The 22,524-nt window shown below is 71.2% G+C and carries 23 protein-coding genes; 12 read left to right on the top strand and 11 right to left on the bottom strand.

Features of this window, described 5'->3' with window-relative positions; genetic code table 11:
* Window positions 1-12: 12 nt before the first annotated feature.
* Window positions 13-2,322 (bottom strand): glycoside hydrolase family 3 N-terminal domain-containing protein, encoded by a 2,310-nt coding sequence (locus tag ACFY01_RS37115; RefSeq protein WP_390740177.1) that lies wholly within the window; start codon window positions 2,320-2,322, stop codon window positions 13-15.
* Window positions 2,323-2,447: 125 nt separating this feature from the next.
* On the opposite strand from ACFY01_RS37115, the gene ACFY01_RS37120 reads away from it, so the two are divergent.
* The 5 genes from ACFY01_RS37120 (at window position 2,448) to ACFY01_RS37140 (ending at window position 8,350) form a co-directional block, all read left to right on the top strand.
* Window positions 2,448-3,479 carry a LacI family DNA-binding transcriptional regulator gene (locus ACFY01_RS37120; protein WP_390740178.1) on the top strand — a complete coding sequence of 344 codons (1,032 nt, stop codon included), beginning with the start codon at window positions 2,448-2,450 and terminating at the stop codon, window positions 3,477-3,479.
* A gap of 101 nt (window positions 3,480-3,580) precedes the next feature.
* Window positions 3,581-4,939 (top strand): endo-1,4-beta-xylanase, encoded by a 1,359-nt coding sequence (locus ACFY01_RS37125; protein ID WP_390740179.1) that lies wholly within the window; start codon window positions 3,581-3,583, stop codon window positions 4,937-4,939.
* Between the two features lie 124 nt (window positions 4,940-5,063).
* Window positions 5,064-6,125 (top strand): LCP family protein, encoded by a 1,062-nt coding sequence (locus ACFY01_RS37130; RefSeq protein ID WP_390740180.1) that lies wholly within the window; start codon window positions 5,064-5,066, stop codon window positions 6,123-6,125.
* A gap of 125 nt (window positions 6,126-6,250) precedes the next feature.
* A complete protein-coding gene (locus ACFY01_RS37135) occupies window positions 6,251-6,607 on the top strand; it encodes a YciI family protein (RefSeq protein WP_390740181.1) in 357 nt (118 codons plus the stop codon).
* Between the two features lie 483 nt (window positions 6,608-7,090).
* Window positions 7,091-8,350, top strand: a complete 1,260-nt coding sequence (locus ACFY01_RS37140) for an RNA polymerase sigma factor (protein WP_390740311.1) — start codon at window positions 7,091-7,093, stop codon at window positions 8,348-8,350.
* Here ACFY01_RS37140 and ACFY01_RS37145 read toward each other — a convergent pair.
* Window positions 8,298-9,476, bottom strand: a complete 1,179-nt coding sequence (locus ACFY01_RS37145; RefSeq protein WP_390740182.1) for a methyltransferase domain-containing protein — start codon at window positions 9,474-9,476, stop codon at window positions 8,298-8,300. The two genes, ACFY01_RS37140 and ACFY01_RS37145, sit on opposite strands and share 53 nt — an antisense overlap.
* A 90-nt stretch (window positions 9,477-9,566) precedes the next feature.
* Here ACFY01_RS37145 and ACFY01_RS37150 point away from each other — a divergent pair, with 90 nt between their 5' ends.
* From ACFY01_RS37150 to ACFY01_RS37170, 5 genes are all read left to right on the top strand, one after another.
* A complete protein-coding gene (locus ACFY01_RS37150) occupies window positions 9,567-10,514 on the top strand; it encodes a polysaccharide deacetylase family protein (protein ID WP_390740183.1) in 948 nt (315 codons plus the stop codon).
* The gene (locus tag ACFY01_RS37155) at window positions 10,514-11,086 is read left to right on the top strand and encodes a hypothetical protein (RefSeq protein ID WP_390740184.1); all 573 of its coding nucleotides are present in this window, start codon (window positions 10,514-10,516) and stop codon (window positions 11,084-11,086) included. Before ACFY01_RS37150 ends, ACFY01_RS37155 begins: the two co-directional genes overlap by 1 nt.
* A 352-nt stretch (window positions 11,087-11,438) precedes the next feature.
* Window positions 11,439-11,747 (top strand): co-chaperone GroES, encoded by a 309-nt coding sequence (gene groES, locus ACFY01_RS37160; protein WP_132856129.1) that lies wholly within the window; start codon window positions 11,439-11,441, stop codon window positions 11,745-11,747.
* 133 nt (window positions 11,748-11,880) lie between these two features.
* Window positions 11,881-13,506 carry a chaperonin GroEL gene (gene groL, locus ACFY01_RS37165; RefSeq protein ID WP_390740185.1) on the top strand — a complete coding sequence of 542 codons (1,626 nt, stop codon included), beginning with the start codon at window positions 11,881-11,883 and terminating at the stop codon, window positions 13,504-13,506.
* 125 nt (window positions 13,507-13,631) lie between these two features.
* The gene (locus ACFY01_RS37170; protein ID WP_390740186.1) at window positions 13,632-13,889 is read left to right on the top strand and encodes a Txe/YoeB family addiction module toxin; all 258 of its coding nucleotides are present in this window, start codon (window positions 13,632-13,634) and stop codon (window positions 13,887-13,889) included.
* Here the strand turns inward: ACFY01_RS37170 and ACFY01_RS37175 are convergent.
* The 6 genes from ACFY01_RS37175 to ACFY01_RS37200 form a co-directional block, all read right to left on the bottom strand.
* Complete coding sequence (locus ACFY01_RS37175; protein ID WP_390740187.1) at window positions 13,883-14,278, bottom strand: ATP-binding protein; 396 nt, start codon at window positions 14,276-14,278, stop codon at window positions 13,883-13,885. The genes ACFY01_RS37170 and ACFY01_RS37175 overlap by 7 nt on opposite strands.
* A gap of 143 nt (window positions 14,279-14,421) precedes the next feature.
* Entirely contained in the window at window positions 14,422-14,955 is a 534-nt protein-coding gene (locus ACFY01_RS37180) for a GNAT family N-acetyltransferase (protein ID WP_390740188.1), read from the bottom strand.
* A 340-nt stretch (window positions 14,956-15,295) separates the two neighbouring features.
* On the bottom strand, window positions 15,296-15,922 hold the full coding sequence (locus ACFY01_RS37185; RefSeq protein ID WP_390740189.1) for a hypothetical protein: 627 nt from the start codon (window positions 15,920-15,922) through the stop codon (window positions 15,296-15,298).
* 123 nt (window positions 15,923-16,045) lie between these two features.
* Window positions 16,046-16,951 carry a DUF3152 domain-containing protein gene (locus ACFY01_RS37190; RefSeq protein ID WP_390740190.1) on the bottom strand — a complete coding sequence of 302 codons (906 nt, stop codon included), beginning with the start codon at window positions 16,949-16,951 and terminating at the stop codon, window positions 16,046-16,048.
* A gap of 131 nt (window positions 16,952-17,082) precedes the next feature.
* Window positions 17,083-17,313, bottom strand: coding sequence for a hypothetical protein (locus tag ACFY01_RS37195; RefSeq protein WP_390740191.1), 231 nt, complete (start codon window positions 17,311-17,313; stop codon window positions 17,083-17,085).
* 19 nt (window positions 17,314-17,332) lie between these two features.
* Window positions 17,333-17,836, bottom strand: coding sequence for a DUF3293 domain-containing protein (locus ACFY01_RS37200; RefSeq protein WP_390740192.1), 504 nt, complete (start codon window positions 17,834-17,836; stop codon window positions 17,333-17,335).
* 270 nt (window positions 17,837-18,106) lie between these two features.
* Here ACFY01_RS37200 and ACFY01_RS37205 point away from each other — a divergent pair, with 270 nt between their 5' ends.
* Entirely contained in the window at window positions 18,107-19,165 is a 1,059-nt protein-coding gene (locus tag ACFY01_RS37205; RefSeq protein ID WP_390740193.1) for a hypothetical protein, read from the top strand.
* A 63-nt stretch (window positions 19,166-19,228) separates the two neighbouring features.
* Here the strand turns inward: ACFY01_RS37205 and ACFY01_RS37210 are convergent, their stop codons facing one another.
* The 3 genes from ACFY01_RS37210 to ACFY01_RS37220 form a co-directional block, all read right to left on the bottom strand.
* A complete protein-coding gene (locus ACFY01_RS37210) occupies window positions 19,229-19,936 on the bottom strand; it encodes an ester cyclase (RefSeq protein ID WP_390740194.1) in 708 nt (235 codons plus the stop codon).
* Window positions 19,937-20,018: 82 nt separating this feature from the next.
* Entirely contained in the window at window positions 20,019-20,792 is a 774-nt protein-coding gene (locus tag ACFY01_RS37215) for an SDR family NAD(P)-dependent oxidoreductase (protein ID WP_390740195.1), read from the bottom strand.
* A gap of 51 nt (window positions 20,793-20,843) precedes the next feature.
* Window positions 20,844-21,512: an MOSC domain-containing protein gene (locus ACFY01_RS37220; protein WP_390740196.1), complete on the bottom strand. Its 669-nt coding sequence runs from the start codon at window positions 21,510-21,512 to the stop codon at window positions 20,844-20,846.
* 80 nt (window positions 21,513-21,592) lie between these two features.
* Between ACFY01_RS37220 and ACFY01_RS37225 the strand changes: the two genes are divergently transcribed.
* On the top strand, window positions 21,593-22,498 hold the full coding sequence (locus ACFY01_RS37225; protein ID WP_390740197.1) for a LysR family transcriptional regulator: 906 nt from the start codon (window positions 21,593-21,595) through the stop codon (window positions 22,496-22,498).
* The last annotated feature ends 26 nt before the right edge of the window (window positions 22,499-22,524 follow it).

The following is a 22,524-nucleotide window of genomic DNA, read 5'->3' on the forward strand; positions in this document are numbered from 1 at the left end:
AGTCGACCGCCGTCACCCCGTCACCGCCGTCACCGCTGTCTCGCACCGCAGCCGCCGGTCGGTGCCGACCGGACGTACCGGGCCCGTGAGGTTCAGCCGTGCCGTGTGCCGTACGTCCGCGCTGGATGCCGCCACCCGCAGTTCCAGGGCGCCCGGTTCGACCACCCGGCGGCCCGAGCGGTCGGTGAACGCCGAGAGGTCGGTGTGGAAGCGGAAGGTCACCCGGGCCGCCTCCCCGGGCTCCAGTTCCACCCTCCGGTAGCCGATCAGGCGGACGTCCGGGCGGGTCACCGAGGCCACCGGGTCGTGCAGGTACAGCTGGACGACCTCCGCTCCGGCGCGGTCGCCGGTGTTGCGGACCGTGAGCGTGAGGTCGTACGAGCCGTCAGTACCGATCTCCGGATCCGTGCCCGCGAAGTCCTCCCACCCGAACGTCGTGTAGGAACGCCCGTGCCCGAAGGGGTACATGGGCGTCGGGTCGAGGTTGCTGACCTCGTCCGCCAGGCCCAGCGGCGGCTGGAGGTACGTCCACGGCTGGCCGCCGGGGACGTGCGGGACGCTCACCGGGAGGCGGCCCGAGGGGTTCACGCGGCCCGACAGCACTCCCGCCACGGCCGGACCGCCCCCCTGCCCCGGGAAGAACGCCTGGACCACGGCGGCCAGCCGGTCGTGCCAGCGGCCGAGGGCGTACGGGCGGCCGGTCAGCAGGACCAGCACCACGGGGACCCCGGTGGCGACCAGCGTGTCCAGCAGATCGCCCTGCACGCCGGGCAGCCGCAGGTCCGTCACGTCGCAGCCCTCGCCCGAGGTGCCCCGGCCGAACAGCCCGGCCCGGTCGCCGAGCACCGCCACGCACACGTCGGCCTCCGCCGCCCGGGCCACCGCCTCCTCGAAGCCGGAGGTGTCCGGGTCGGACACCCCGCACCCCTCCGCGAACGTCACCTTGGCGTCGGGGAGTTCGGCGCGCAGCGCCTCCAGGACCGACGGGATGCCGATGCCCGTCGGCACCTCGGGGTGGTGCGTGAGGACGTGGGACGGGAAGGAGTAGCAGCCGAGCATGGCCAGCGCGTCGGCCGCGCGCGGGCCGACCACCGCGACACGGGTGCCGGGGGCCAGCGGCAGCAGGCCGTCGGGGTTGTCGAGGAGCACCACCGACTCCTCGGCCAGCCGGCGGGCCAGTGCCCGGTTCGCCGCCGAGTCCAGGTCGACCGGGCCGGACGGCTCCGGCCGCCAGTCCTCGTCGAGCAGGCCCAGCTCGCACTTCTGCGTCAGCACCCGGCGGGCCGCCCGGTCCACCAGCGCCTCCGGGACCCTGCCCTCCCGTACCGCCGCCACGAGTGGCTTTCCGTAGCACTTGAGGGTGGGCAGCTCCACGTCGATGCCCGCCTCCAGCGCCAGGTGGGCCGCCTCGGCCTCACTGCCGGCGACCCGGTGCAGGGTCTCGAGGAAGCCGATGCCGAAGTAGTCGGCGACCACGGTCCCCGTGAACCCCCATTCCTGGCGCAGGAGTTCGGTCAGCAGGCCGGGGTCGGCCGACGCGGGGACGCCGTCCGTCTCGGTGTACGCCGCCATCACCGAGCGCGCCCCGCCCTCGCGCAGCGCCATCTCGAAGGGCGGCAGGGTGACGTCGGCGAACTCCCGGATCCCGGCCCGCACGGGCGCCAGGTTCCGGGCGCCCGCCGAGGACGCGTACCCGGCGAAGTGCTTGAGCGTGGCGACGACCCCGGCCGACTCCAGGCCCCGCACATAGGCCGTGCCGACCGTGCCGACCAGGTACGGGTCCTCGCCGATCGTCTCCTCCACGCGGCCCCAGCGCGGATCCCGTACGACGTCCAGGACGGGCGCGAGACCCTGGTGGACGCCGACCGAGCGCAGGTCGCGGCCGATGCGCCGGCCCAGTTCCTCGACGAGCGGCGGGTCGAAGGTCGCGCCCCAGGCCAGCGGCACCGGGTAGGCGGTGGCGCCCCAGGCGGTGAAGCCCGCCAGGCACTCCTCGTGGGCGACCGCCGGGATGCCGAAGCGGCCCGCCGCGGCGATGCGGCGCTGGGCGCGGGCCAGTGCCTGCGCGCCCAGCGCCGGGTCGACGGGGGCGGTGCCGAAGGAGCGGGTCAGCTGGCCGAGGCCGAGGGTGATCAGCTCGTCCCAGTCGTAGTCGGCGGTCATCTCGCGCTGGAGCGGGGCGACGCCGTCGCCGTCCGTGGCGGCACCCACCCATACGCCGTACAGCTGGGCGGCCTTCTCCTCCAGGGTCATTCTCGCGAGAAGGTCGTCGACGCGGGCGGCGGCGGGCAGGGCGGGGTCGCGCCAAGGAGCGGTTGTCATGTAACTCCCGTCTCTGCTCACGGATGTCTCGTCACGAATGTTTCGGTCCTAACATCGAATGTTCCGGGAACCTATGGCGGGACAAGGTCTTCGTCAAGAGGGGGTGCAGGGATACGATCGCCCGCATGAAGCCTCCGAAGCCCGCAGGAACGCAGACCGCGACCCTCGCCGAAATCGCTCGTCAGGCCGGTGTCTCCGCTCCGACTGTTTCGAAGGTGCTCAACGGCCGTGCCGACGTCGCCCCCGCCACCCGCACCCGCGTCGAGGAACTCCTGCGCGCCTACGGCTACCGGCGCCGCCGCGCCGAGGCCTCCCGCTCCCCCCTGATCGACCTGGTCTTCCACGAGCTGGAGAGCGCCTGGGCCATGGAGGTCATCCGGGGGGTGGAGAACGTGGCTCGGGACGCGGGGCTGAGTGTCGTGCTCAGTGAGAGCGCGGGCCGGCTCACTCCCGGCCGGACCTGGGCCGACCAGGTCGCCGCCCGCCGCCCGCACGGCGTGATCCTGGTCCTCTCCGGGCTCGACGAGTCCCAGCGCGCCCTGCTGACCAGCAGGTCCATCCCGTTCGTGGTGATGGACCCGGCCGGGGACCCGGGCGCCGACGTGCCCTCGATCGGCGCCACCAACTGGCAGGGCGGCCTCGCCGCCACCCGCCACCTCGTCGAGCTCGGCCACACCCGCATCGGCGCGATCAGCGGACCGTCGAGGATGATGTGCAGCCGCGCCCGGGTCGACGGCTACCGGGCCGCGCTGGAGACCGCCGGGCTGCCCGTCGACCAGGGCATGATCAAGGCCGGGGACTTCCACCACGAGGCCGGCTACCGGCTGGGCCTGGAACTGCTCGGCCGCCCCGACCGGCCCACCGCCGTCTTCGCGGGCAACGACCTTCAGGCGCTCGGACTGTACGAGGCCGCCCGTGAGCTGGGGCTGCGCATCCCGGAGGACCTCAGCGTCGTCGGCTTCGACGACCTGCCGGTGGCCCGCTGGGTGGGGCCGCCGCTGACGACCGTACGGCAGCCGCTGACCGAGATGGCCGAGGCCGCGGCCAAGCTGGTGCTGGACCTCGGGCGCGAGGACGCGTCCACGGCGGCGACCCGGGTGGAGCTGGCGACGAGCCTGGTGGTGCGCAGCAGTACGGCGGCCCCCGGCGCGCGGTGACGGACGTGGCCGGAAGTTGACGTATTGACGGGTGGTGCGGGCGCGCCCACACTCCTCCGAAGCCAATCGGTTGTTCAACCGAAACTTTCGGAGGCACCCGCATGCGTTCTCTGAGAAAAGGCTTGTCCCTCGCGTCGTTCCTGACGGGCGTCGCGACGCTCGGCGCCGTGCTGGTCGCGGCACCCGCCCACGCCGCTGACACCCCGTTGAGGGATCTCGCGGCGGCCAAGGGCAAGGTCATCGGCACGGCGGTCACCGGCTCCAAGCTCACCGGGACCTACGGCGACGTCGCGGGGTCGCAGTTCAGCTCGCTCACCCCGGGCAACGCCATGAAGTGGGGCTCGGTCGAGCCCACCCAGGGCAGCTTCAACTGGACCGAGGCCGACCAGATCGTCGCCTTCGCGCAGGCCCACAACCAGCAGGTGCGCGGCCACACCCTGGTCTGGCACAGCCAGAACCCGAGCTGGCTGACCAACGGCAGCTGGACGTCCGCGCAGCTCAGCAGCCTGCTCCAGAACCACATCAGCACCGAGGTGGGCCGGTACAAGGGGAAGATCGCGGCCTGGGACGTGGTCAACGAGCCCTTCAACGAGGACGGCACCTACCGCTCGACGCTCTGGTACAACGGCCTCGGCGCCAACTACATCGCGAACGCGCTCACCTGGGCCCACGCGGCCGACCCGGACGCCAAGCTGTACATCAACGACTACAACGTCGAAGGCGTCAACTCCAAGAGCACCGCCCTCTACAACCTGGTCAAGTCCCTGAAGCAGCAGGGCGTTCCGATCGACGGCGTCGGCCTACAGGCCCATCTGATCCTCGGCCAGGTCCCCTCCACCCTCCAGCAGAACATCCAGCGCTTCGCCGACCTCGGCGTGGACGTGGCGATCACCGAGCTGGACATACGGATGGCACTGCCCGCCGACAGCGCGAAACTCGCCCAGCAGGCCGCCGACTTCAAGTCGGTCGTGGCCGCCTGCGCGGCGGTCACCCGCTGCGTGAACGTCACCGTGTGGGGCTTCACCGACTCCGACTCCTGGGTGCCGAGCACCTTCCCCGGGTACGGGGCGGCGACACCGTACGACGAGAACTACGGCCCCAAGCCCGCCTACTACGGCATCGCCGAGGCGCTCGGCGGCGGCTCCACCACCCCGCCGCCGACGAACGGCGCCTGCACGGCGACGTACAGCGTCACCAGCCAGTGGAACACCGGCTTCACCGGCCAGGTGAAGATCGCCTGTGCCGGAGCCTCGCTGTCCTCGTGGAAGGCGAGCTGGACCTATGGCGCGGGCCAGCAGATCACCCAGGCCTGGAACGCCTCCTGCACCCAGTCGGGCTCTACCGTGACCTGCGCGAACGCCTCGTACAACGGGTCGGTCGCGGACGGCGGCTCGGTGACCTTCGGGTTCAACGCGTCCTGGAGCGGCAGCAATCCGGTGCCCACGGTGACCGTGAGCTGAGGACGGCTGAGCTGAGGACAGCTGAGCTGAGCGGGAGATGAGAAGCGTGAGATTCTCCGAAGAAAACCGCCTCGGGCGGATCTCGCTAACACTCCCCTAATAATTCGGACTTACGTTCCTCCTTGTGACGGGACACGACGGGGACAGAGGCGCGGGACACGACGGGGACAGACGGGCGGGCCGGCGGCCGGCGGTGCTGAAGGCCGTCGGCCTCACCCTCGCGGCGGCTCTGGTGCTGGGCGGCGCGGCGGCGGGCTGGGCGTACTGGCACCTGAACAACAACATCCGGAGCGTCGACATCAACAGCGCGCTCGGCGACGACCGTCCGGCGAAGCCGGTCGTCACCCCGTCCGCCTCCGCCTCGGTGTCCCCGCTGCCGACCGGGGCACTGAACATCCTCGTCCTCGGCTCCGACTCGCGCAGCGGCAAGGCGAACGAGGAACTCGGCGGCGGTGACAGCTCCGGCGCCCGCTCCGACACGGCGATGGTCGTGCACATCGACGCCGGCCGCACCGGGGCCACGGTCGTCAGCATCCCGCGCGACACGCTGGTCACCCGCCCCTCCTGCCCGCTGTCGTCGGGCGGTTCGACCTCGGTGGCGTACGACTCCATGTTCAACAGCGCCTATTCGCTGGGCGGGCCGGTGTGCGCGGTGAAGACGGTCGAGTCCGTCACCGACGTCCGCATGGACCACTACATCGAGATCGACTTCTCCGGCTTCGCCAAACTGGTCGACGCCCTCGGCGGGGTCACCGTCACCACCGGCCAGGACATCGACGACGACAAGAGCCACCTCCACCTCGCGGCCGGCACCCACCACCTGAACGGCAAGCAGGCCCTCGCCCTGGCGCGCACCCGGCACGGGATAGGCGACGGCAGCGACCTCGGCCGCATAGGCCTCCAGCAGAAACTGGTGAAGGCCCTGCTGGAGCAGATCGCCGCCACCGACCTCCTCACCGACCCCGCCAAGCTCTACCGGGTGGCCGACGCGGTCACCGGCAGCCTGACGACGGACACCGGCCTGAACTCGCTGAGCGAGCTCATGCGCCTGGGCCAGAGCCTGAAGGGCCTCACGGCCGACCGGGTGAAGACGGTGATGATGCCGGTCGTCACGGCGCCCTCCGACCCCAACCGGGTCGTCGCGAAGGAACCGGCGGCGAGCGCGCTGTGGAAGTCGCTGCGCTAGGCCGCCGACGGGGCGGAAAAAAATCTTCGGGGAATTTCGGTGAGCGTGTCGATCCGGGCGTCTCCCGTTCGACGCAGGGGTGAGAAGGCGGGGAGAGCCCCCGCCGTCCTGCCGAAGGAGTCACCATGCCCCGCTACCTGTCGCTCGTGCGCATCGACGAGTCCACCGCCCCCGCCGAGGGCCCCAGCCCCGAGCTGATGCAGCGGATGGGGGAGCTGATCGAGGAGATCACCAAGGCCGGCGTGATGCTGGACACCGCCGGGCTCACCCCCTCCGCGCAGGGCACCCGGGTCCACTGGGAGAACGGGCAGCTCTCCGTCACCGACGGGCCCTTCACCGAGACCAAGGAGGTCATCGGCGGCTACGCCCTCATGCAGTGCAAGGACAAGGCCGAGGCGCTGGAGTGGACGAAGCGCTTCCTGAAGGTCCACGAGGACTTCTGGACCGTGACCTGCGAGGTCCGGGAGATCGCCGAGGGCTGATCGCTCATTGGCGCAGACCCCGCCGGGGGTGTTGCATGGTGGGCTGTGGAACAACAGCCCACCGCCACCCCGGCCGCCACCGAGCCCACCGAGCCCACCGAGCCCACCGAGCCTGCCGCTCCGCCCGCTGCCGAGGCTGTCGAGCCCGCCGTCGAGTCCGCAGAGCCCGCAGCCCCAGCCGAGGCTGTCGATCCTGCCGTCGAGGCCGCCGCCCAGGCTGTCGAGTTCGCCGTCGAGTTCGCCGCTCCGGCCGCCGCCGAGACCGTCGAAGCGCCCGCAGCCGAGACCGCCGCGGTCGCCGCCCCGGTCGCTGTCGAGCCTGCCGAGCCCGCAGCCCCAGCCGCAGCCGCAGCCGAGGCTGTCGAGCCTGCCGCCCAGGCCGCCGCCCCGGCCGTCGAGCTCGCCGTTGAGCCCGCCGCCCAGACCGCCGTCGAACCCGCCGTCGAGCCCGCCGTCGAGGTCGCCGTCGAGACCGTCTTCCGGCTGGAGTGGCCGCGCCTCATCGCCGGTGTGGCGCGGATCGTGCGGGACATCGGGATCGCCGAGGAGCTGGCGCAGGACGCGCTGGTGGCCGCTCTGGAGCAGTGGCCGAGGGACGGCGTACCGGACAACCCAGGGGCCTGGCTCATGGCCACCGCCCGGCGCCGTGCCGTCGACCTGATCCGCCGCCGCGAGAACTACGCCCGCAAGCTCGCCGAGATCGGCCGCGATCTGGAGACCACGGCCGGGCCGCCGGAACCGGCCGACCCCGACGACATCGACGACGACCTGCTCCGCCTGGTCTTCACCGCCTGCCACCCCGTGCTGTCCCCCGAGGCCCGCACCGCGCTCACGCTGCGCCTGCTGGGCGGCCTGACCACGGCCGAGATCGCCCGCGCCTTCCTGGTGGCGGAGCCGACGATCGCCCAGCGCATCGTCCGCGCCAAGCGCACTCTCGCGAAGCGGAACATCGCCTTCGAGGTCCCCTACGGTCCCGACCGCGAGGCCCGCCTGGGCTCCGTACTCGACGTCATCTACCTGATCCACAACGAGGGGTACGCGGCCACCGGCGGCGACGACTGGCTGCGCCCCGGCCTGTGCGAGGACGCCCTACGGCTGGCCCGCGTGCTGTCCGCCCTGATGCCCAAGGAACCGGAGGTGCACGCCCTGACGGCCCTCCTGGAGTTCCAGTCCTCCCGCGCCGCCGCCCGCACCGGCCCGCAGGGCGAGCCGGTCCTGCTGAAGGACCAGAACCGCCGCCGCTGGAACCGCATGCTCATCGCCCGCGGTATCACCGCCCTCGGCCGCGCCGGGGCCACGGCCACCGGCGCCCCCGGCCCGTACGCCCTCCAGGCGGCGATCGCGGCCTGCCACGCGCACGCCTACACGTACGAGGAGACGGACTGGCCGGCCATCGCCACCCTGTACGACCTGCTCGCCGCCCGCGCCCCGTCCCCCGTCGTGGAGTTGAACCGCGCGGTCGCCGTCTCGATGGCGTGGGGCCCGGCCCCGGCACTGGAGATCGTGGACCGCCTGGCCGCCGAACCCTCCCTCCGCGACTACCACCTGCTCCCCAGCGTCCGCGGCGACCTCCTCGCCCGCCTCGGCCGCCCGGCGGAAGCACGCGCGCACTTCGAACGCGCGGCAGGGCTGACCCGCAACGAGCGGGAACGGGAGATGCTGCTGCGGCGGGCGGGGGAGTGCACGGGCGTCACCCCAGCGGGTGGCCGATCAGCATCGTCGGCGCCCCCGCCACCCGGGTGAGGAACACCGTGGCCGAGTTCGGTCCCTGGGGTTTGACCTTCTTGCGGAGTTCCTCGGGTTCGACGGCCGAGCCGCGCTTCTTCACGGTCAGGACACCGACCTCGCGCTCCCTGAGCAGGGCCTTCAGCTTCTTCAGGTTGAACGGGAGCCGGTCGGTGATCTCGTACGCGGAGGCGTACACCGTCGGCCGTAGGGCGTCCGCCGTGATGTAGGCGATGGTCGGGTCGATCAGCCCGCCGTCCACCTCCTCTGCGACCTCGGCGACCAGGTGCGCCCGGATGACGGCGCCGTCGGGCTCGTACAAGTACCGTCCCACGGGCCGCATTTCGGGGTCGGGGAGGCCCCGGGAGAGCAGCGAGCGAGGCCCCGGCAGCAGCGTGGCCCGCACGGCCGCGCCGCCGGCGCCGGTGCCGAACCACAGCACCGCCTCCTTCACGTCCCCGCCGTCGGAGATCCACTCGGCCTCGGCCTGCGCGGGGACCGCCTCGTGCGGGATACCAGGGGCGATCTTCAGGGCGGCCACCCGGGCGGCGGACGCCACGCCGACGGCCCAGGACAGGGGCGGCGAGTAGGCCTCGGGGTCGAAGATCCGGCCCCGTCCGCCACGCCGGGCGGGGTCGACGAACACCGCGTCGTACCCGGCGGTGTCGACCTCCGTGACATCGGCCTCCCGCACCTCGATGAGGTCCGCGAGCCCCAGCGTTTGAGCGTTCGCCCGGGCCACGGCCGCGGTCAGCGGATCGCGGTCCACGGCGAGGACGCGGATCCCGGCGCGGGCGAGGGCGATCGCGTCGCCGCCGATGCCGCAGCACAGGTCGGCGACGGACGTCACCCCCAGATCCCTCAGCCGGCCGGCCCGGTAGTCCGCCACGCTCGTGCGGGTCGACTGCTCGACCCCGTTCGGCGTGAAGTACATCCGCTCCGCGTCCTCCGCCCCGAACTTCGCCGCCGCCCGCTGCCGCAGCCGGGCCTGGCCGAGGGCGGCCGAGACCAGGTCGGCGGGGTGGTCGCGGCGCAGGCGGGTGGCGACGGCGAGTTCCTCGGCCGGTGCCGTGCCGCGCACCTCGTCGAGGAGGGCGCGGCCCTCGGGGGTGAGCAGGGAGTGGAAGGGGCGCAGGTCGTTCACCGGGTCATTGTGGGCCAGTCGGTGGATGGTGTGCCCGCGGCGGCGGTGTCGGGCGGGTTCGGGGCGGGAGCCCTGCGAAGATCCAACACCATGCGACTAGTAGTACAAAATGACAAAAATGGTGCGCGATGGAGGCGAGGGGCCACCCGGTCCGGCCTGGTCGCGCTCGCCGTGGCCACCGTCGTCTCCGGCGGTGTCGTCTCCGGCTGTACGGCACCGGGCAAGAGCCCGGACGTCCGTCCGGCCCCCGGCCAGCAGCACCACCAGGCGCCCGCCGAGGCCCTGGACTCCTACGCCTCCCGGCTGCGCGCCTCCCACGCCGCCCTGGTCGCCGCCGCGAAACGCTGGGGCCTGGACGCGGCTCCCCTGACACCCCCGCCGCCCCCCGCCCGCAAACCGCGGATCACCGCCCGCGCCGGATTCGAGGTCCACGACCAGGAGGAACTCAACCTGCCCCCCGTCTTCACCACGATCCCCACCAAGCAGAAGGTCGTCTTCCTCACCATCGACGACGGCGCCGAGAAGGACCCGGCCTTCCTGCGCATGATGAGCGACCTGAAGATCCCCTACACCGCGTTCCTCAGCAACTACCTGGTCGAGGACGACTACGGCTACTTCCGCAAGATGCAGGCCAAGGGCGTCACCCTCAACAACCACACCCTCACCCACCCCTACCTGCCCGGCCTGTCCTACGAGGAGCAGCGGGACGAGATCTGCGGCATGCAGCGGATCATGCGCAAGCAGTTCGGCAGGACCCCGACCGTCTTCCGCCCGCCCTACGGCAACTACAACCGCGACACCCTCGTCGCAGCCAAGTCCTGCGGCATCAAGTACGCGCCCATCTGGGACGAGGAGGTCTTCGTCGACCACTGGGAGTACCGCGAGGACGACCAGAGCCTGCACCCCGGCGACATCGTCCTGACCCACTTCCGGGGACGCGACGACTGGAACGGCACGATGATCGACGACATGCGCCGGTTCCTGGACAAGGTCACCCGCGAGGGGTACGCGGTGGCCCGCCTGGAGGACTACCTGTGATGCGGCGGTGGCGGCGACACCGGGCCCTGGCCGCCGCCGCGCTCACCGGGGCCGCGCTCCTCCTCAACGGCTGCGCCCAGTCCGTCGACCCCATCGAACGGCTGGGCGAGAAAGCGGCCCAGCGGGTACGGCAGCCCGCGCCCGCCCGCGACCAGGCGTACCGCCACTGGGGCCTGCGGACCCCGCTCGCCCCCGCCCCGAACCCCCCGGCCCGCGTTCCGCTCCGCCGCCGCGCGCCCCGCCGCAGGGGCGCCTCCCTGCCCCCCGTCGTCGACCGCGTCCCCACCCCCGACAAGGTCGTCTTCCTCATCTACGACGACACCGCCGAGAAGGCCCCGCGCTTCGTCGACATGGTCCGCGAACTGCGCCTCCCGGTCACCGCGTTCCGCGCCGACAGCGCCTTCCGCCCCCGAGTCGTCTGGCACGACACCCCCACCTACACCAGGGGCCCCCACCACCTCCGCCCCGGCGACATCATCGAGCTGCCCCCCGAAGAGCCCACCGCCCTGCGGGTCCTGCACAAGGTCCAGTCCCGGGGCCTGACAGTGGCCCGCTTGGAGGACTACATCTGAGGACTTCTCTGGAGGGAGTCTCTGGGGGATTCTCCGGGGGGACTTCCAAGCCCGGCCGGCACAACTCAGCCCGTCCGGAGCTTGAGGACGAGGCCGTTCAGGCCGAAGGGGGGCCTGGGGGCGCAGCCCCCAGCAGACGCCCACTGAACCCACCCCACAGCAGACGCGCCGCACGGCAATTGGCACTCCGCTTGACCGAGTGCTAATCGCAGTCATAGTCTCGGCTCTGGCACTCGACACAGGAGAGTGCCAACACAGCGACGGGCAGGTCCGGCACCCGCGACGACGGATCGACCTGGTCGCCACCTCAGACAGTTAACCCCGTGAGATCTCCGAAGGGGGAGGTCGGATCGTGACGACCGCCAGCTCCAAGGTTGCCATCAAGCCGCTCGAGGACCGCATCGTGGTCCAGCCGCTGGACGCCGAGCAGACCACGGCCTCTGGCCTGGTCATCCCGGACACCGCCAAGGAGAAGCCCCAGGAGGGCGTCGTCCTGGCCGTGGGCCCGGGCCGCTTCGAGGACGGTAACCGTCTTCCGCTCGACGTCTCCGTCGGCGACGTCGTGCTCTACAGCAAGTACGGCGGCACCGAGGTGAAGTACAACAACGAGGAGTACCTCGTTCTCTCGGCTCGCGACGTGCTCGCGATCATCGAGAAGTAATCACCTCGAGCATTCCTGCTTCGAGCTGCGCCCTCGGCCCCCGCGACCGTTAACAAGCCGGGCGCCGGGGGCGCATCTCGTTTGACCGACCGCTTTTTTTGCACCCTAGATTTCCCGAGAGGGCTACGCTCCCATGGCGAAGATCCTGAAGTTCGACGAGGACGCCCGTCGCGCCCTTGAGCGCGGCGTCAACAAGCTCGCCGACACGGTCAAGGTGACGATCGGCCCCAAGGGCCGCAACGTCGTCATCGACAAGAAGTTCGGCGCCCCGACCATCACCAACGACGGCGTCACCATCGCCCGTGAGGTGGAGATCGAGGACCCGTACGAGAACCTCGGTGCCCAGCTGGTGAAGGAGGTGGCGACCAAGACCAACGACATCGCGGGTGACGGTACGACCACCGCCACCGTGCTGGCCCAGGCGCTGGTCCGCGAGGGCCTGAAGAACGTCGCCGCCGGTGCCTCCCCGGCCGCCCTGAAGAAGGGCATCGACGCCGCGGTCAAGGCCGTCTCGGACGACCTGCTCGCCTCGGCCCGCCCGATCGACGAGAAGTCCGACATCGCCGCCGTCGCCGCGCTGTCCGCCCAGGACCAGCAGGTCGGCGAGCTCATCGCCGAGGCGATGGACAAGGTCGGCAAGGACGGTGTCATCACCGTCGAGGAGTCCAACACCTTCGGTCTGGAGTTGGACTTCACTGAGGGCATGGCCTTCGACAAGGGCTACCTGTCGCCGTACTTCGTGACGGACCAGGAGCGCATGGAGGCCGTCCTCGAGGACCCGTACATCCTCATCAACCAGGGCAAGATCTCCTCGATCCAGGACCTGCTGCCGCTGCTGGAGAAGGTCATCCAGGCGGGTGCCTCCAAGCCGCTGCTGATCATCGCCGAGGACGTCGAGGGCGAGGCCCTCTCCACCCTCGTCGTGAACAAGATCCGCGGCACCTTCAACGCGGTCGCGGTCAAGGCCCCCGGCTTCGGTGACCGCCGCAAGGCGATGCTCCAGGACATGGCGGTCCTCACCGGCGCCACGGTCATCTCCGAGGAGGTCGGCCTCAAGCTCGACCAGGCCGGTCTGGACGTGCTGGGCTCCGCCCGCCGCGTGACGGTCACCAAGGACGACACGACCATCGTCGACGGCGCCGGCAACTCCGAGGACGTCGTGGGCCGCGTCAACCAGATCAAGGCCGAGATCGAGAACACCGACTCCGACTGGGACCGCGAGAAGCTCCAGGAGCGCCTCGCGAAGCTGGCCGGCGGCGTGTGCGTGATCAAGGTCGGCGCCGCCACCGAGGTGGAGCTGAAGGAGAAGAAGCACCGTCTGGAGGACGCCATCTCCGCGACCCGCGCCGCGGTCGAGGAGGGCATCGTCTCCGGTGGTGGCTCCGCGCTCGTCCACGCCGTCAAGGTCCTCGAGGGCAACCTCGACAAGACCGGCGACGAGGCCACCGGCGTCTCCGTGGTCCGCAAGGCCGCCGTCGAGCCGCTGCGCTGGATCGCCGAGAACGCCGGCCTCGAGGGCTACGTCATCGTCTCCAAGGTGGCCGAGCTCGAGAAGGGCAACGGCTACAACGCCGCCACCGGCGAGTACGGCGACCTGGTCAAGGCCGGCGTCATCGACCCGGTGAAGGTCACCCGTTCCGCCCTGGAGAACGCCGCCTCCATCGCCTCCCTCCTCCTCACGACCGAGACCCTGGTCGTCGAGAAGAAGGAAGAGGAAGAGCCGGCCGCCGCGGGCCACGGCCACGGGCACGCCCACTAAGCGCTGCGCTTGGCTTTTGCCGTCGGTGCCCAGTCCCCTGCGGGGGGCTGGGCACTCGGCGTTTTCCCCGGCGGGGTTGCGTCTGCCGGGGCGGGTTCGTTGCCGGGTGCGGGTTCGTCGGGGTTGTGAGGGACGTACGGTTCCGTCCCACCCGGTGGGAGGACCTCCTGTACCGGCAGGACGCGGACAAAAAGCTGTTCCGTAAGCTCGTCCGCCTCATCGGTGAGATCCAGCGTGACCCGTTCACGGGCATTGGCAAACCGGAACCGCTGAAGGGTGACCTGTCCGGCTACCGGTCTCGCCGGATCGACGATGAGCACCGGCTTGTCTACCGGGCCACCGAGAAGGAAGTCGTGATCGTCAAGGCCCGGTACCACTACTGACGGACGACGGCCCAGACGGTCTTGCCGGGAGCGTGGGCGCGTGACGTGACACCCCACTCCTTGGCCAGTGCCGCGACCAGGACGAGCCCCCGCCCGCCGTCCTCCTCGCCGCCGGCGTCCTGCACCGCGGGCAGCCGCTCGCCACGCGTGTCGCTCACCTCCACCCTCACCTGCCCGTTCTCCTCGATCAGCCGCAGCTCGGCGTCTCGGCCGGGGACCCTGCCGTGGGTGACGGCGTTCGCGGCCGGCTCGGCGACGATCAGCTCCACGGTGTCGTGGACCGGCGTGCCGTACGCCCAGCCCCAGGCGTCCATCTGGTGGGAGGCGAGACGGCGGGCGAGGCGGGCGCCGCGCGGGGTGGAGGTGAAGCGGAGGGTGAACGTGGTCATGGCCCGATGGTTCCGGCGCCGTCAGGGCACTGACCAGGCGAAACGGGACTACAGCGGGTTTCTGTAGAGGCAACGCCGAGGGCTGTGGGGGCTGTCGGTCCCCCGGAGGACGGCTGGAAGCCCCGGCACGCCGTCGACTGCGGCTAGTCGAGAGTGATCCAGTAGCGGCGCTTGACCCCGATCCCGGTGCTGCGTACCTCTTCGAGGACGCCACCGTTGCTCTCGATGGTGCGCGCCGACCCGACGTTGCCGTCGTCACAGGTGAGCAGGACCCGGTCCAGGCCGAGCGCCGGCGCCTTGCGCAGAACCGCTCCCAGCGCCCACGTGGCCAGTCCGCGTCGTCTGGCGGAAGGCCGGACGCTGTAGCCGATGTGTCCGCCGCCTTCCAGCAGCACGGCGTTCAGGTAGTGCCGGAGGTCGATGGCCCCGAGGTACGTCTCGCCGTCGACGATCCACCAGTGGGTGGCGTGGACGCGTCCCTCCCCGACAGGCAGCGACCGGTCCGACTGCTGCCGCAGACGCTCGACCCATGCGGCGAACCCGTCCGGGCTGTCGAGGTCGTCGTCACCGGCCAGACGCAGGCCGGTCCCGTCCTGGTGAGCACCGGGCTGCCACTCGTCACGCGCCGCGAGCCACGAGGAACGCAACCGTGCCGTGGGAGCGATCAGTTCAGCCATGCGGGGACGATAACACTCCAACTCCCGTTGTGATCAGGCGTTTTGAACGTGGGTGCCTCTGTTCTCGCGTCGGCGCAGCGCGGGCAGCGCGTTTCGTCCTCGACCGGCCGGAACAGGGTCGCCTGTACGTGGTCGCCCTCGCATTCGCGAAGTTCGGACAGGCGTGTGGAGAGGCCGGTGGGGGCGGACTCCTTACGGGCGGGCGACGGTTGGGGTGAGGGCAGGGGCGGTACCTCGCGGAGGAGGTAGCGCAGTAGGCCGCCGGGGCGGTGGACGGGGGCGCCGTCGTCGGGGAGGCCGCGCAGGAGGGGCGGTCGGTTGCCGACCGCCCCTCAGCCGGTCAGCCCAAGAACCACGGCAGGGCCGCCAGGCCGGTCGGCCGGACCTCTCGCCGGGTGAAGCCGGTCGCCGCGCAGAACGCCTTCAGGACCGAGCGGGCCGGGCGGCCCGGGTCGGCGTGGCGGAGCTCGACGGGGCCCGCCGCACCCGCGGCGACGACCAGGGCGACCTCATCGCCGGAGGCGAGTCGTAGCAGGAGGACGTCCCACTCCCTGCCGTCCCGCTGGACGGTGTCCCACCAGCCGATCCGCGCGCCGATGTGGTTGCGGTCCACCGCTATCCGGGCGATGGTCCGGGTGCCGGAGAACTCCTCCGGGAAGCGGTGTCCGTCCAGCCGCAGGTAGGGCGGAACGGGCCACGGGCGCAGGGCGTCCATCCGGGCCAGCACCCGCCGCAGGAAGTCCCGGAGGTCCTCGCCGCTGTGCTGCTCGGCGATCGGGGAGGCGAGATCCGCGCCGGACTCGACCGCTTGGAGGAGCGCCTGGTACTGCTCCTCCGGCTCCAGCCGGTACAGGGGCTGCCTGAGCAGGAACCCGGTGACCCGTTCGACCACGGCGTCGTCGAGCTCCCGATCGAAGATCAGGCAGTACGCGACCCCGCTCACCACACCCCGCCAGTCTTCGGCCATCCCCCAGCCCTCCCCCTCGGCGCGCCCCAGAGGCCCGCATCCATTGAGGGGCGGATCGTAGGGGACGAATGCGTTGATCGGTCAAGATTCACAGGAATCCGACGACTCCATGGTGGATATGGGCTACGCGTGCGGTCCGGAGACGAAGGCGCCGTTCTTGTCGTAGGGCCAGGCGTTTGCGACGCATCCGTGCAGGCCCTTGATCTGCTGCATCATCACGGGGGCCAGTCGCCCGGGACCCGGGCAGGTCGTGTGCGTGTAGCCCAGGAAGTGCCCCATCTCGTGGTTGACGATCAGCGCCCGGTAGTCATGGATCGGACCGTCGAAGGTGGGCGAGCCCCGCACCCAGCGTTTGAGGTTCACGACCACCCCGTCGGGAATCTCGCAGTTGTACTCGCCGTGCGTGTCCTGGTGAATGCCCGCCCAGCACAGGGCGTCCGCCGTCCCCGGGGTCGCGATCTTCACCTTGAGGTCATAGGGCTGCCCCGCGCCCACCAGTTGGAACGAGGAAACCCCGCTTCGGGTCCAGCCCCGGGGAGCGGCGAGTATGCCGGCGATCTCGTGCGCCGCCTGGTCCGGAGAGATGCCGAGCCCGGTCTCGACCTGCACCGTGTAGCGGAGCAGGTGTTTGCCCTGACCGACCTTCGCGCCTCTCGCCTGTGCGGTGACGAACGTGCCGGTGCCGGTCGAGGGGACATCGCTCTTGGTGGGGGCCGGAGGCGGGGGCGCGCTCGGCTTGGGCTTGGGTGTCGGCTTGGGCTTGGGGGTGGGGGTCGGTGTGGGCGTGGGGCTGATGTGCACCGTGCGCCGGGCGCGCGGTGCGGCGCTCGACGCGTCGCTTCGTCCGCCGTCCAGGAAGAACGCCGTCGAGCCCAGCAGACCGGCGGTCACCAACGCGGCGACCAGGTAGGCCCGGCCCCGGCGGCGCGGACCGCCCCGGCGGTGGGAGGACCGGCGGCGGCCACCGCGGCGCGATGCCGCGGCGCTGCCGGTGGGCGATGCGGAGTCCCGTTCTCGTGCCGAATGCATGACAGCTCAAAATGGTCATTTCAGATGATGGCCACGAGCTCAAACGGTCACGAGACGGTAACGAATGATCTTACGGCGACACCGACGTTGTCGCCGCCCGAACGAACGAAGGCCCACGACGCGGCGCGACGTCAGCTCTGGCCGTCCGTGCCGTCGTCCGTTCCGTCCACGTGAGGGCGGGCCAGACGGCGCAGGGGTGACGTCCTGTCCCACACGTGCCAGCGCGCGCCGCACACCGGATCGGTCGCGTACGTCACCTCGGCCGGGAAGCCGTCGGCTCTCACCCGTTCGGCCGGTGGACCGGCGAGACGCCTGCCGCAGCGCGGACAGTGGTCCGGGGTACGCATGGGGTACATGCCCATCGCTCTTCTCCTGCCCGCGTCAACGCTGACCCGGGCCGGTGGACCAGCCCCTGTCGGACGCCGCCCATCCGCTGACCGCCGTGGCACCGGTGCCGCACGCCAGGAGGCGCCAGGCGTCGGGCGTCCAGGCGAAGATCGCGTCCTGGCCGAAGCGGTGTCCCAAGTCGCGCGCCGCGACATCGCTCAGGCCGACGACGGCGACGCTGTCCTCGCGGTGAGTGCCGCGCGCGTCGCCTCCCACCGCGGACCACGAGGTGAGACGACGGCGGCGGATCTCGTCGAGCAAGCGGGACTGGGCACGGGCGTTGTCGCCGGCCGGCGCGGTGTGGCCGAGGGGGTTCCAGGCGGTGATCACATGGATGGTGGCGCTGCCGGCCGGTTCCGGGAAGGAACCCTCGGCCGCGCCCGAAGGCCGTGGTTCGATCCGAATGGTTCGGCCCGGGAACCGGATGTCCATGACCGTGGTCCGGTAGAGGTTCCAGTTACGGGGCGTGACTGCTGCGTCGGTGTCGTGCGCGTGCACAAGGGCCTCCTGTGGAACGAAGACCCCCTTACGCGTCGTGCAGGGAGATCAGTGCGGGTACCGGCCGGAAGATTTCATGATCACGGCTGCGAAATCAAGGGGTCGTGAAGATCTTGCGGAAGATCGAAACCGGTGTTAGCTTCCCGCTCGGTCGTGCGTTCCAGTGTCGGACGATCACGTCCGACCCGCGCGAAGGGCGCGGGAAAGTGCAGATCACCGGGGTGCGGCAGTGCGCTACCGGGGTCCTTTCGACTCCGGGAGGCTCCCGTCATGCCCGTTCCCTCCGAGACCGAGCCGGGCCGCTCCGGCATTCCGGTCATCGACCTCGCCGCCGCACGGGAACTGTTCCGCACGGCCGAGTCGAGCGGCCTCGGCCGGCCGGGGACCGACGAGATCTTCGACCAGTGGCTCGACGACCTCTGCGACATCGCCTTCTACCGCAGCACGGACCGGCCCCTACAGGCACGCCCCGTCAGCAGGAGCGGCGAGGTACCGGAATGGCTGTACACCACCCGTGTCGGCGGAAGAGCACCACTTGAGGCCGTCTGCCTCAACCCGTCGCGGCCCACTCCTCCCCCTCCGGACGAGGAGCCGGCCGAGGCGTCCACGGAGACCGGGCCGACCGACGAGACCGACGAGACCGACGAGACCGACGAGACCGACGAGACGTACACCGGCGGCTGCAACGGCATGCCCGGCCTCTGCTGGGACTGTGAGCCGGAGGTGGAGCGCTACGCGAAGGTCGACCGCCATCGAGGTGACGAGGCCGACGAGAGCGGCGACGACGATCCCTGCACCCTCGAACTCGTGAACGCCTACGCCGGAGGGATGGGAGAGGACCCGTCCTTCGGTCTGAGCGGCGAACTCCCGCCGGACTACCGCGCGGACTCGATCCAGGGCCTCACCGTCCTCACCGAAGTCGCCCAGAGGAAGCTGGACACGGAGAGCTGGGACACGGGCGGCCCATGGCGTGTGGACTGGTTCCGCTGTGAGCGGGATCCCCTGTACGTCGACGGGGATTTCGGCTCCTCCGGTGACGACCTGGACGAGGAGTCGGACGAGATCCGCTACGACGCCTCGATCGAGAACGACGATGACACCCCCACCGTCCAGGTCATGGGGACGCGCTGCGGAGAACAGCACGTCTTCTACAGCGAGCCCGTCTCGGAACCCGGCGGCGAGTTGCCGGACACCGGGACCCTGGAGGGACTGCGCCGTGTCCTGGAACGGGCGACCGAGCAGGTGAGCGAGGCCGGTTACGACTTCGACGGCGAGTGGACCGTGCACTGGTCGCGCTGCCACGTCATGCTGGCCGACCAGGACGGCTGACGGGCGGCGTAACCGTAGGCGTGACGAAAGTCAGAGCCCGGCAACCCGGTGGGCTGGAGGGACCTATCGCTCCAGCCCGTCCAGCGCCCCCAGCTGCTGCATCAGGCCCAACTGGTCGTGCTGCCACCAGAGCTCGGCGATCTTGCCGTTGTCGCCGAAGCGGAACATGGTCGTCCCGGTCATGGTGACCGGCTTTCCGGTGGCGGGGATCCCCAGGAAGTCCTTCGTGTGCGTGGCGTTCCAGGTCCACCGCGCGCAGGCCCGGTCGCCCTGGGCGATCACGTCCTCGACCGTGAAGGTGAAGTCGAAGGCGCCCCGCCACATCCGGTACTCGCTCCGGGCTGCGTCCAGCCCGATCGTGTCCTGTGGGTTGACCGGATCGTGGCTGTGGATGTCCTCGTCCAGCAGGTCGTTGAGCGGCGGCAGGTCACCCGGGGTGGCGAGCGCCTCGTAGAAGCGGCGGACGGTCTGCGCGTACAACGGTTCGTCCCGCACCACGTCCAGGTCGGTGAACGTGGGCATCTCGTCGCACAGGGCGACCATGCCCCGGAAGATCCGGTCGGTCTCCGGGAGGTTCGAGTTCCGCATCGCCTCCTCGTACGACGGGAACTCCACCACCTCGACGATGTGCGACGCGTCCGAGCGGTCCTTGCCGAGGACCGTGTGCATCGCGGTCCGCTTCCCCTTGGTCTGCTCGACCCAGTCGTCCAGCAGCCGGTTCATCTCGTCCAACCGGCTGGTCCTGCACTCGATGAGCTGTACGAAGGTCATGACGCCGCCTCCGGCCCCCTGGTCCGGTTCCGTGTTCCGTCATGTCCTATTTTCGCACCGGACCGACGGCGCCACCCGTCCGCTACTGGGGCCCGTACCTGCGTCCCGTCCGAGAGCTGATCCCGCCCAGCAGCCCGCGCGGCGCCACCTTCACCAGACCCATCAGCGCCTTGTAACGCGGGTCGGGGATGGACAGCGACTTGCCGCGCGCGAGATCGGCCAGCGCCGCCGCGACCAGCTTGTCGGCGTCCAGCCACATCCAGTTCGGGATGTTGTCCGTGCCCATGCCGGCCCGCTCGTGGAACTCCGTGCGCACGAAGCCGGGGCACAGCGCCATCAGCCGTACGCCGCTGCCCGCCAGGTCCTTCGCCGCGCCCTGGGTGAACTGCACGACCCACGCCTTGGACGCGCCGTACGTGCCGCGCGGGACGAAGGCCGCCACCGAGGCCACGTTGACCACGCCGCCGCGCCCGCGCTCCCGCATCGCCTCGGCCGCCGCCGAGGTCAGCCGGAGCACCGCCTCGCAGTGCACCTTCAGCATCCGCAGCTCGTCGGCCATCGAGACGTCGAGATAGCGGCCCTTGTTGCCGAAGCCCGCGTTGTTGACCAGCAGGTCGACCGGGTTCCTCCGGTCGCCCAGGCGGGCCGCGACCGCCTCGATGCCGTCGTCGGCCGCCAGGTCGGCGGTCAGCACCTCCGCCTCGATGCCGTGCCGGTCGTGCAGCTCGGTCGCCTGTTCGCGCAGCCGCTTGGTGTCCCGTGCCACCAGGACCAGATCGTGCCCGTCCGCCGCCAGCCGCCGTGCGAACGCGGCACCGATGCCCGCGGTCGATCCCGTAATCAGAGCCGTTGTCATGGCCCAAGGGTAGTTACCCGGACTGACGGCGTCCGCTACGGTGACAGGCCCTCAGCCGCCCTGACCGGCCACGTACTTACGGGCCGCCGCCAGCGACTCCGGGTGCAGCGCCGCGCCGGCGGCGAGCAGGCGCGGCAGCAGCTCCCGCTCCGTGGTGACCGCACGGAACTGCATCGCCGCCGTCACCTCGTGGTCCGGCCGGTGCACGATCTCGATCGGATCGCCCGCCCGTATCTCACCCGGTTCGATCACCCGCAGGTAGGCACCCGTCGCGCCCTTCCGGGTGAACCTCTTCACCCAGCCCCGTTCGCCCAGGTGGCCCTGGAACGTACGGCAGGGGATCCGTCCCGAGGTCACCTCCAGGATCACCTCGGAACCGATCCGCCAGCGTTCGCCGATCAGCGCCCCGGAGACGTCCAGACCGCTCGTCGTGAGGTTCTCGCCGAAACGCCCGTCGGCCAGCGACCGGCCCAGCTCCCGCTCCCAGGCGTCGAGGTCCTCCCGCGCGTACGCGTACACCGCCTGGTCGTCCCCGCCGTGGTGGCGCAGCGAGCAGACCGTGTCCCCGGCGAGGCCGCTCCCGCCCACCCCCTTGGGGCCCGGGGCCGCCACCCGCACCGGCCCGTCGGCCGGGCGCTTGTCGATGCCCGTCACGCCCTCGGGCTGGTCCGTGTACGGCACGGCCCGCGGACGGCCCAGATTGACCGAGAGAAGCTTCATGCCCGCACGGTACGGGAGCGCTCCTCAAAGCGTCCACGCAATATTGGGAGCCTGCCCCAAGGCGGGCTTATGCTCGTGGCGTGATAGAGGCCCGTCATCTCCGCGTCCTGCGCGCCGTCGCCACCACCGGCTCCTTCTCGGCGGCGGGGCGTGAACTGGGCTGCACCCAGCCCGCGGTCAGTCAGCAGATGAAGGCCCTGGAGGCGTCGGTCGGCACCCCGCTGCTGGTCCGCAGCGGCCGGGAGATGCGCCTGACCCAGGCCGGCGAGGCGCTCGTCCGGCACGCGACCGGGATCCTGGCGGGGCTCACCGCCGCCGAGGAGGAGGTCGCCGCGATCGCCGGGCTGCGGGCGGGCCGGGTACGGCTGGTCTCCTTCCCCAGCGGCAGCTCCACCCTCGTGCCCACCGCCCTCGCCGCCCTGCGCGCCGCCCACCCCGGCACCCGGGTCTCCCTGGAGGAGGCCGAGCCCCCGAAGTCCGTCGAACTGCTGCGCGAGGGCGACTGTGATGTGGCGCTCGCCTTCCGGTACGAGGGGGCCACGGGCGCCGAGGAGCGGGCCGAGTGGGCCGACCTCGTCGTACGGCCGCTGCTGACGGACCGCCTGGTGGGTCTCGTACCCGAACGGCACCGCCTCGCGCGCGCGGAGTCGGTGGCCATCGGCGAACTGGCCGGGGAACCCTGGATCGCGGGCTGCCCGCGCTGCCGGGGGCAACTGGTCGAGGTCTGCGAGAGCGCGGGCTTCACGCCCCGCATCGACTTCGCCACCGACGACTACCCGGCGGTGGTCGGACTGGTGGGCGCGGGTCTGGGGGTCGCCGTGCTGCCCCAGCTCGCGATCGAGTCCGTACGGCCGAGGGGTGCCCGCGTCCTCGCGCTGGAACCGGCGGTGCGCCGGGAGATCGTCGCCCTCACCCTGCCCGACCTGGCACAGGTGCCGGCGGTGGCGGCCACGCTGGAGCAGCTGGCCCGGGCGGCGCGTCGCTGAGGCGCCCCTGAGCGGAGAATCGCAGA

Source organism: Streptomyces sp. NPDC001480 (genome assembly GCF_042894725.1).
Classification (GTDB): domain Bacteria; phylum Actinomycetota; class Actinomycetes; order Streptomycetales; family Streptomycetaceae; genus Streptomyces.

What these genes read in the sequence shown, in the direction of transcription:
- ACFY01_RS37155 (WP_390740184.1), top strand. Translation starts at nt 10,514, where the DNA reads ATGCGGCGGTGGCGGCGACACCGGGCCCTGGCCGCCGCCGCGCTCACC.
- ACFY01_RS37120 (WP_390740178.1), top strand. Translation starts at nt 2,448, where the DNA reads ATGAAGCCTCCGAAGCCCGCAGGAACGCAGACCGCGACCCTCGCCGAA.
- ACFY01_RS37220 (WP_390740196.1), bottom strand. Translation starts at nt 21,512, where the DNA reads ATGAAGCTTCTCTCGGTCAATCTGGGCCGTCCGCGGGCCGTGCCGTAC.
- ACFY01_RS37195 (WP_390740191.1), bottom strand. Translation starts at nt 17,313, where the DNA reads ATGGGCATGTACCCCATGCGTACCCCGGACCACTGTCCGCGCTGCGGC.
- ACFY01_RS37135 (WP_390740181.1), top strand. Translation starts at nt 6,251, where the DNA reads ATGCCCCGCTACCTGTCGCTCGTGCGCATCGACGAGTCCACCGCCCCC.
- ACFY01_RS37210 (WP_390740194.1), bottom strand. Translation starts at nt 19,936, where the DNA reads ATGACCTTCGTACAGCTCATCGAGTGCAGGACCAGCCGGTTGGACGAG.
- ACFY01_RS37185 (WP_390740189.1), bottom strand. Translation starts at nt 15,922, where the DNA reads ATGGCCGAAGACTGGCGGGGTGTGGTGAGCGGGGTCGCGTACTGCCTG.
- ACFY01_RS37180 (WP_390740188.1), bottom strand. Translation starts at nt 14,955, where the DNA reads ATGGCTGAACTGATCGCTCCCACGGCACGGTTGCGTTCCTCGTGGCTC.
- ACFY01_RS37150 (WP_390740183.1), top strand. Translation starts at nt 9,567, where the DNA reads ATGCGACTAGTAGTACAAAATGACAAAAATGGTGCGCGATGGAGGCGA.
- ACFY01_RS37175 (WP_390740187.1), bottom strand. Translation starts at nt 14,278, where the DNA reads ATGACCACGTTCACCCTCCGCTTCACCTCCACCCCGCGCGGCGCCCGC.
- ACFY01_RS37205 (WP_390740193.1), top strand. Translation starts at nt 18,107, where the DNA reads ATGCCCGTTCCCTCCGAGACCGAGCCGGGCCGCTCCGGCATTCCGGTC.
- groL (WP_390740185.1), top strand. Translation starts at nt 11,881, where the DNA reads ATGGCGAAGATCCTGAAGTTCGACGAGGACGCCCGTCGCGCCCTTGAG.
- ACFY01_RS37115 (WP_390740177.1), bottom strand. Translation starts at nt 2,322, where the DNA reads ATGACAACCGCTCCTTGGCGCGACCCCGCCCTGCCCGCCGCCGCCCGC.
- ACFY01_RS37215 (WP_390740195.1), bottom strand. Translation starts at nt 20,792, where the DNA reads ATGACAACGGCTCTGATTACGGGATCGACCGCGGGCATCGGTGCCGCG.
- ACFY01_RS37125 (WP_390740179.1), top strand. Translation starts at nt 3,581, where the DNA reads ATGCGTTCTCTGAGAAAAGGCTTGTCCCTCGCGTCGTTCCTGACGGGC.
- ACFY01_RS37190 (WP_390740190.1), bottom strand. Translation starts at nt 16,951, where the DNA reads ATGCATTCGGCACGAGAACGGGACTCCGCATCGCCCACCGGCAGCGCC.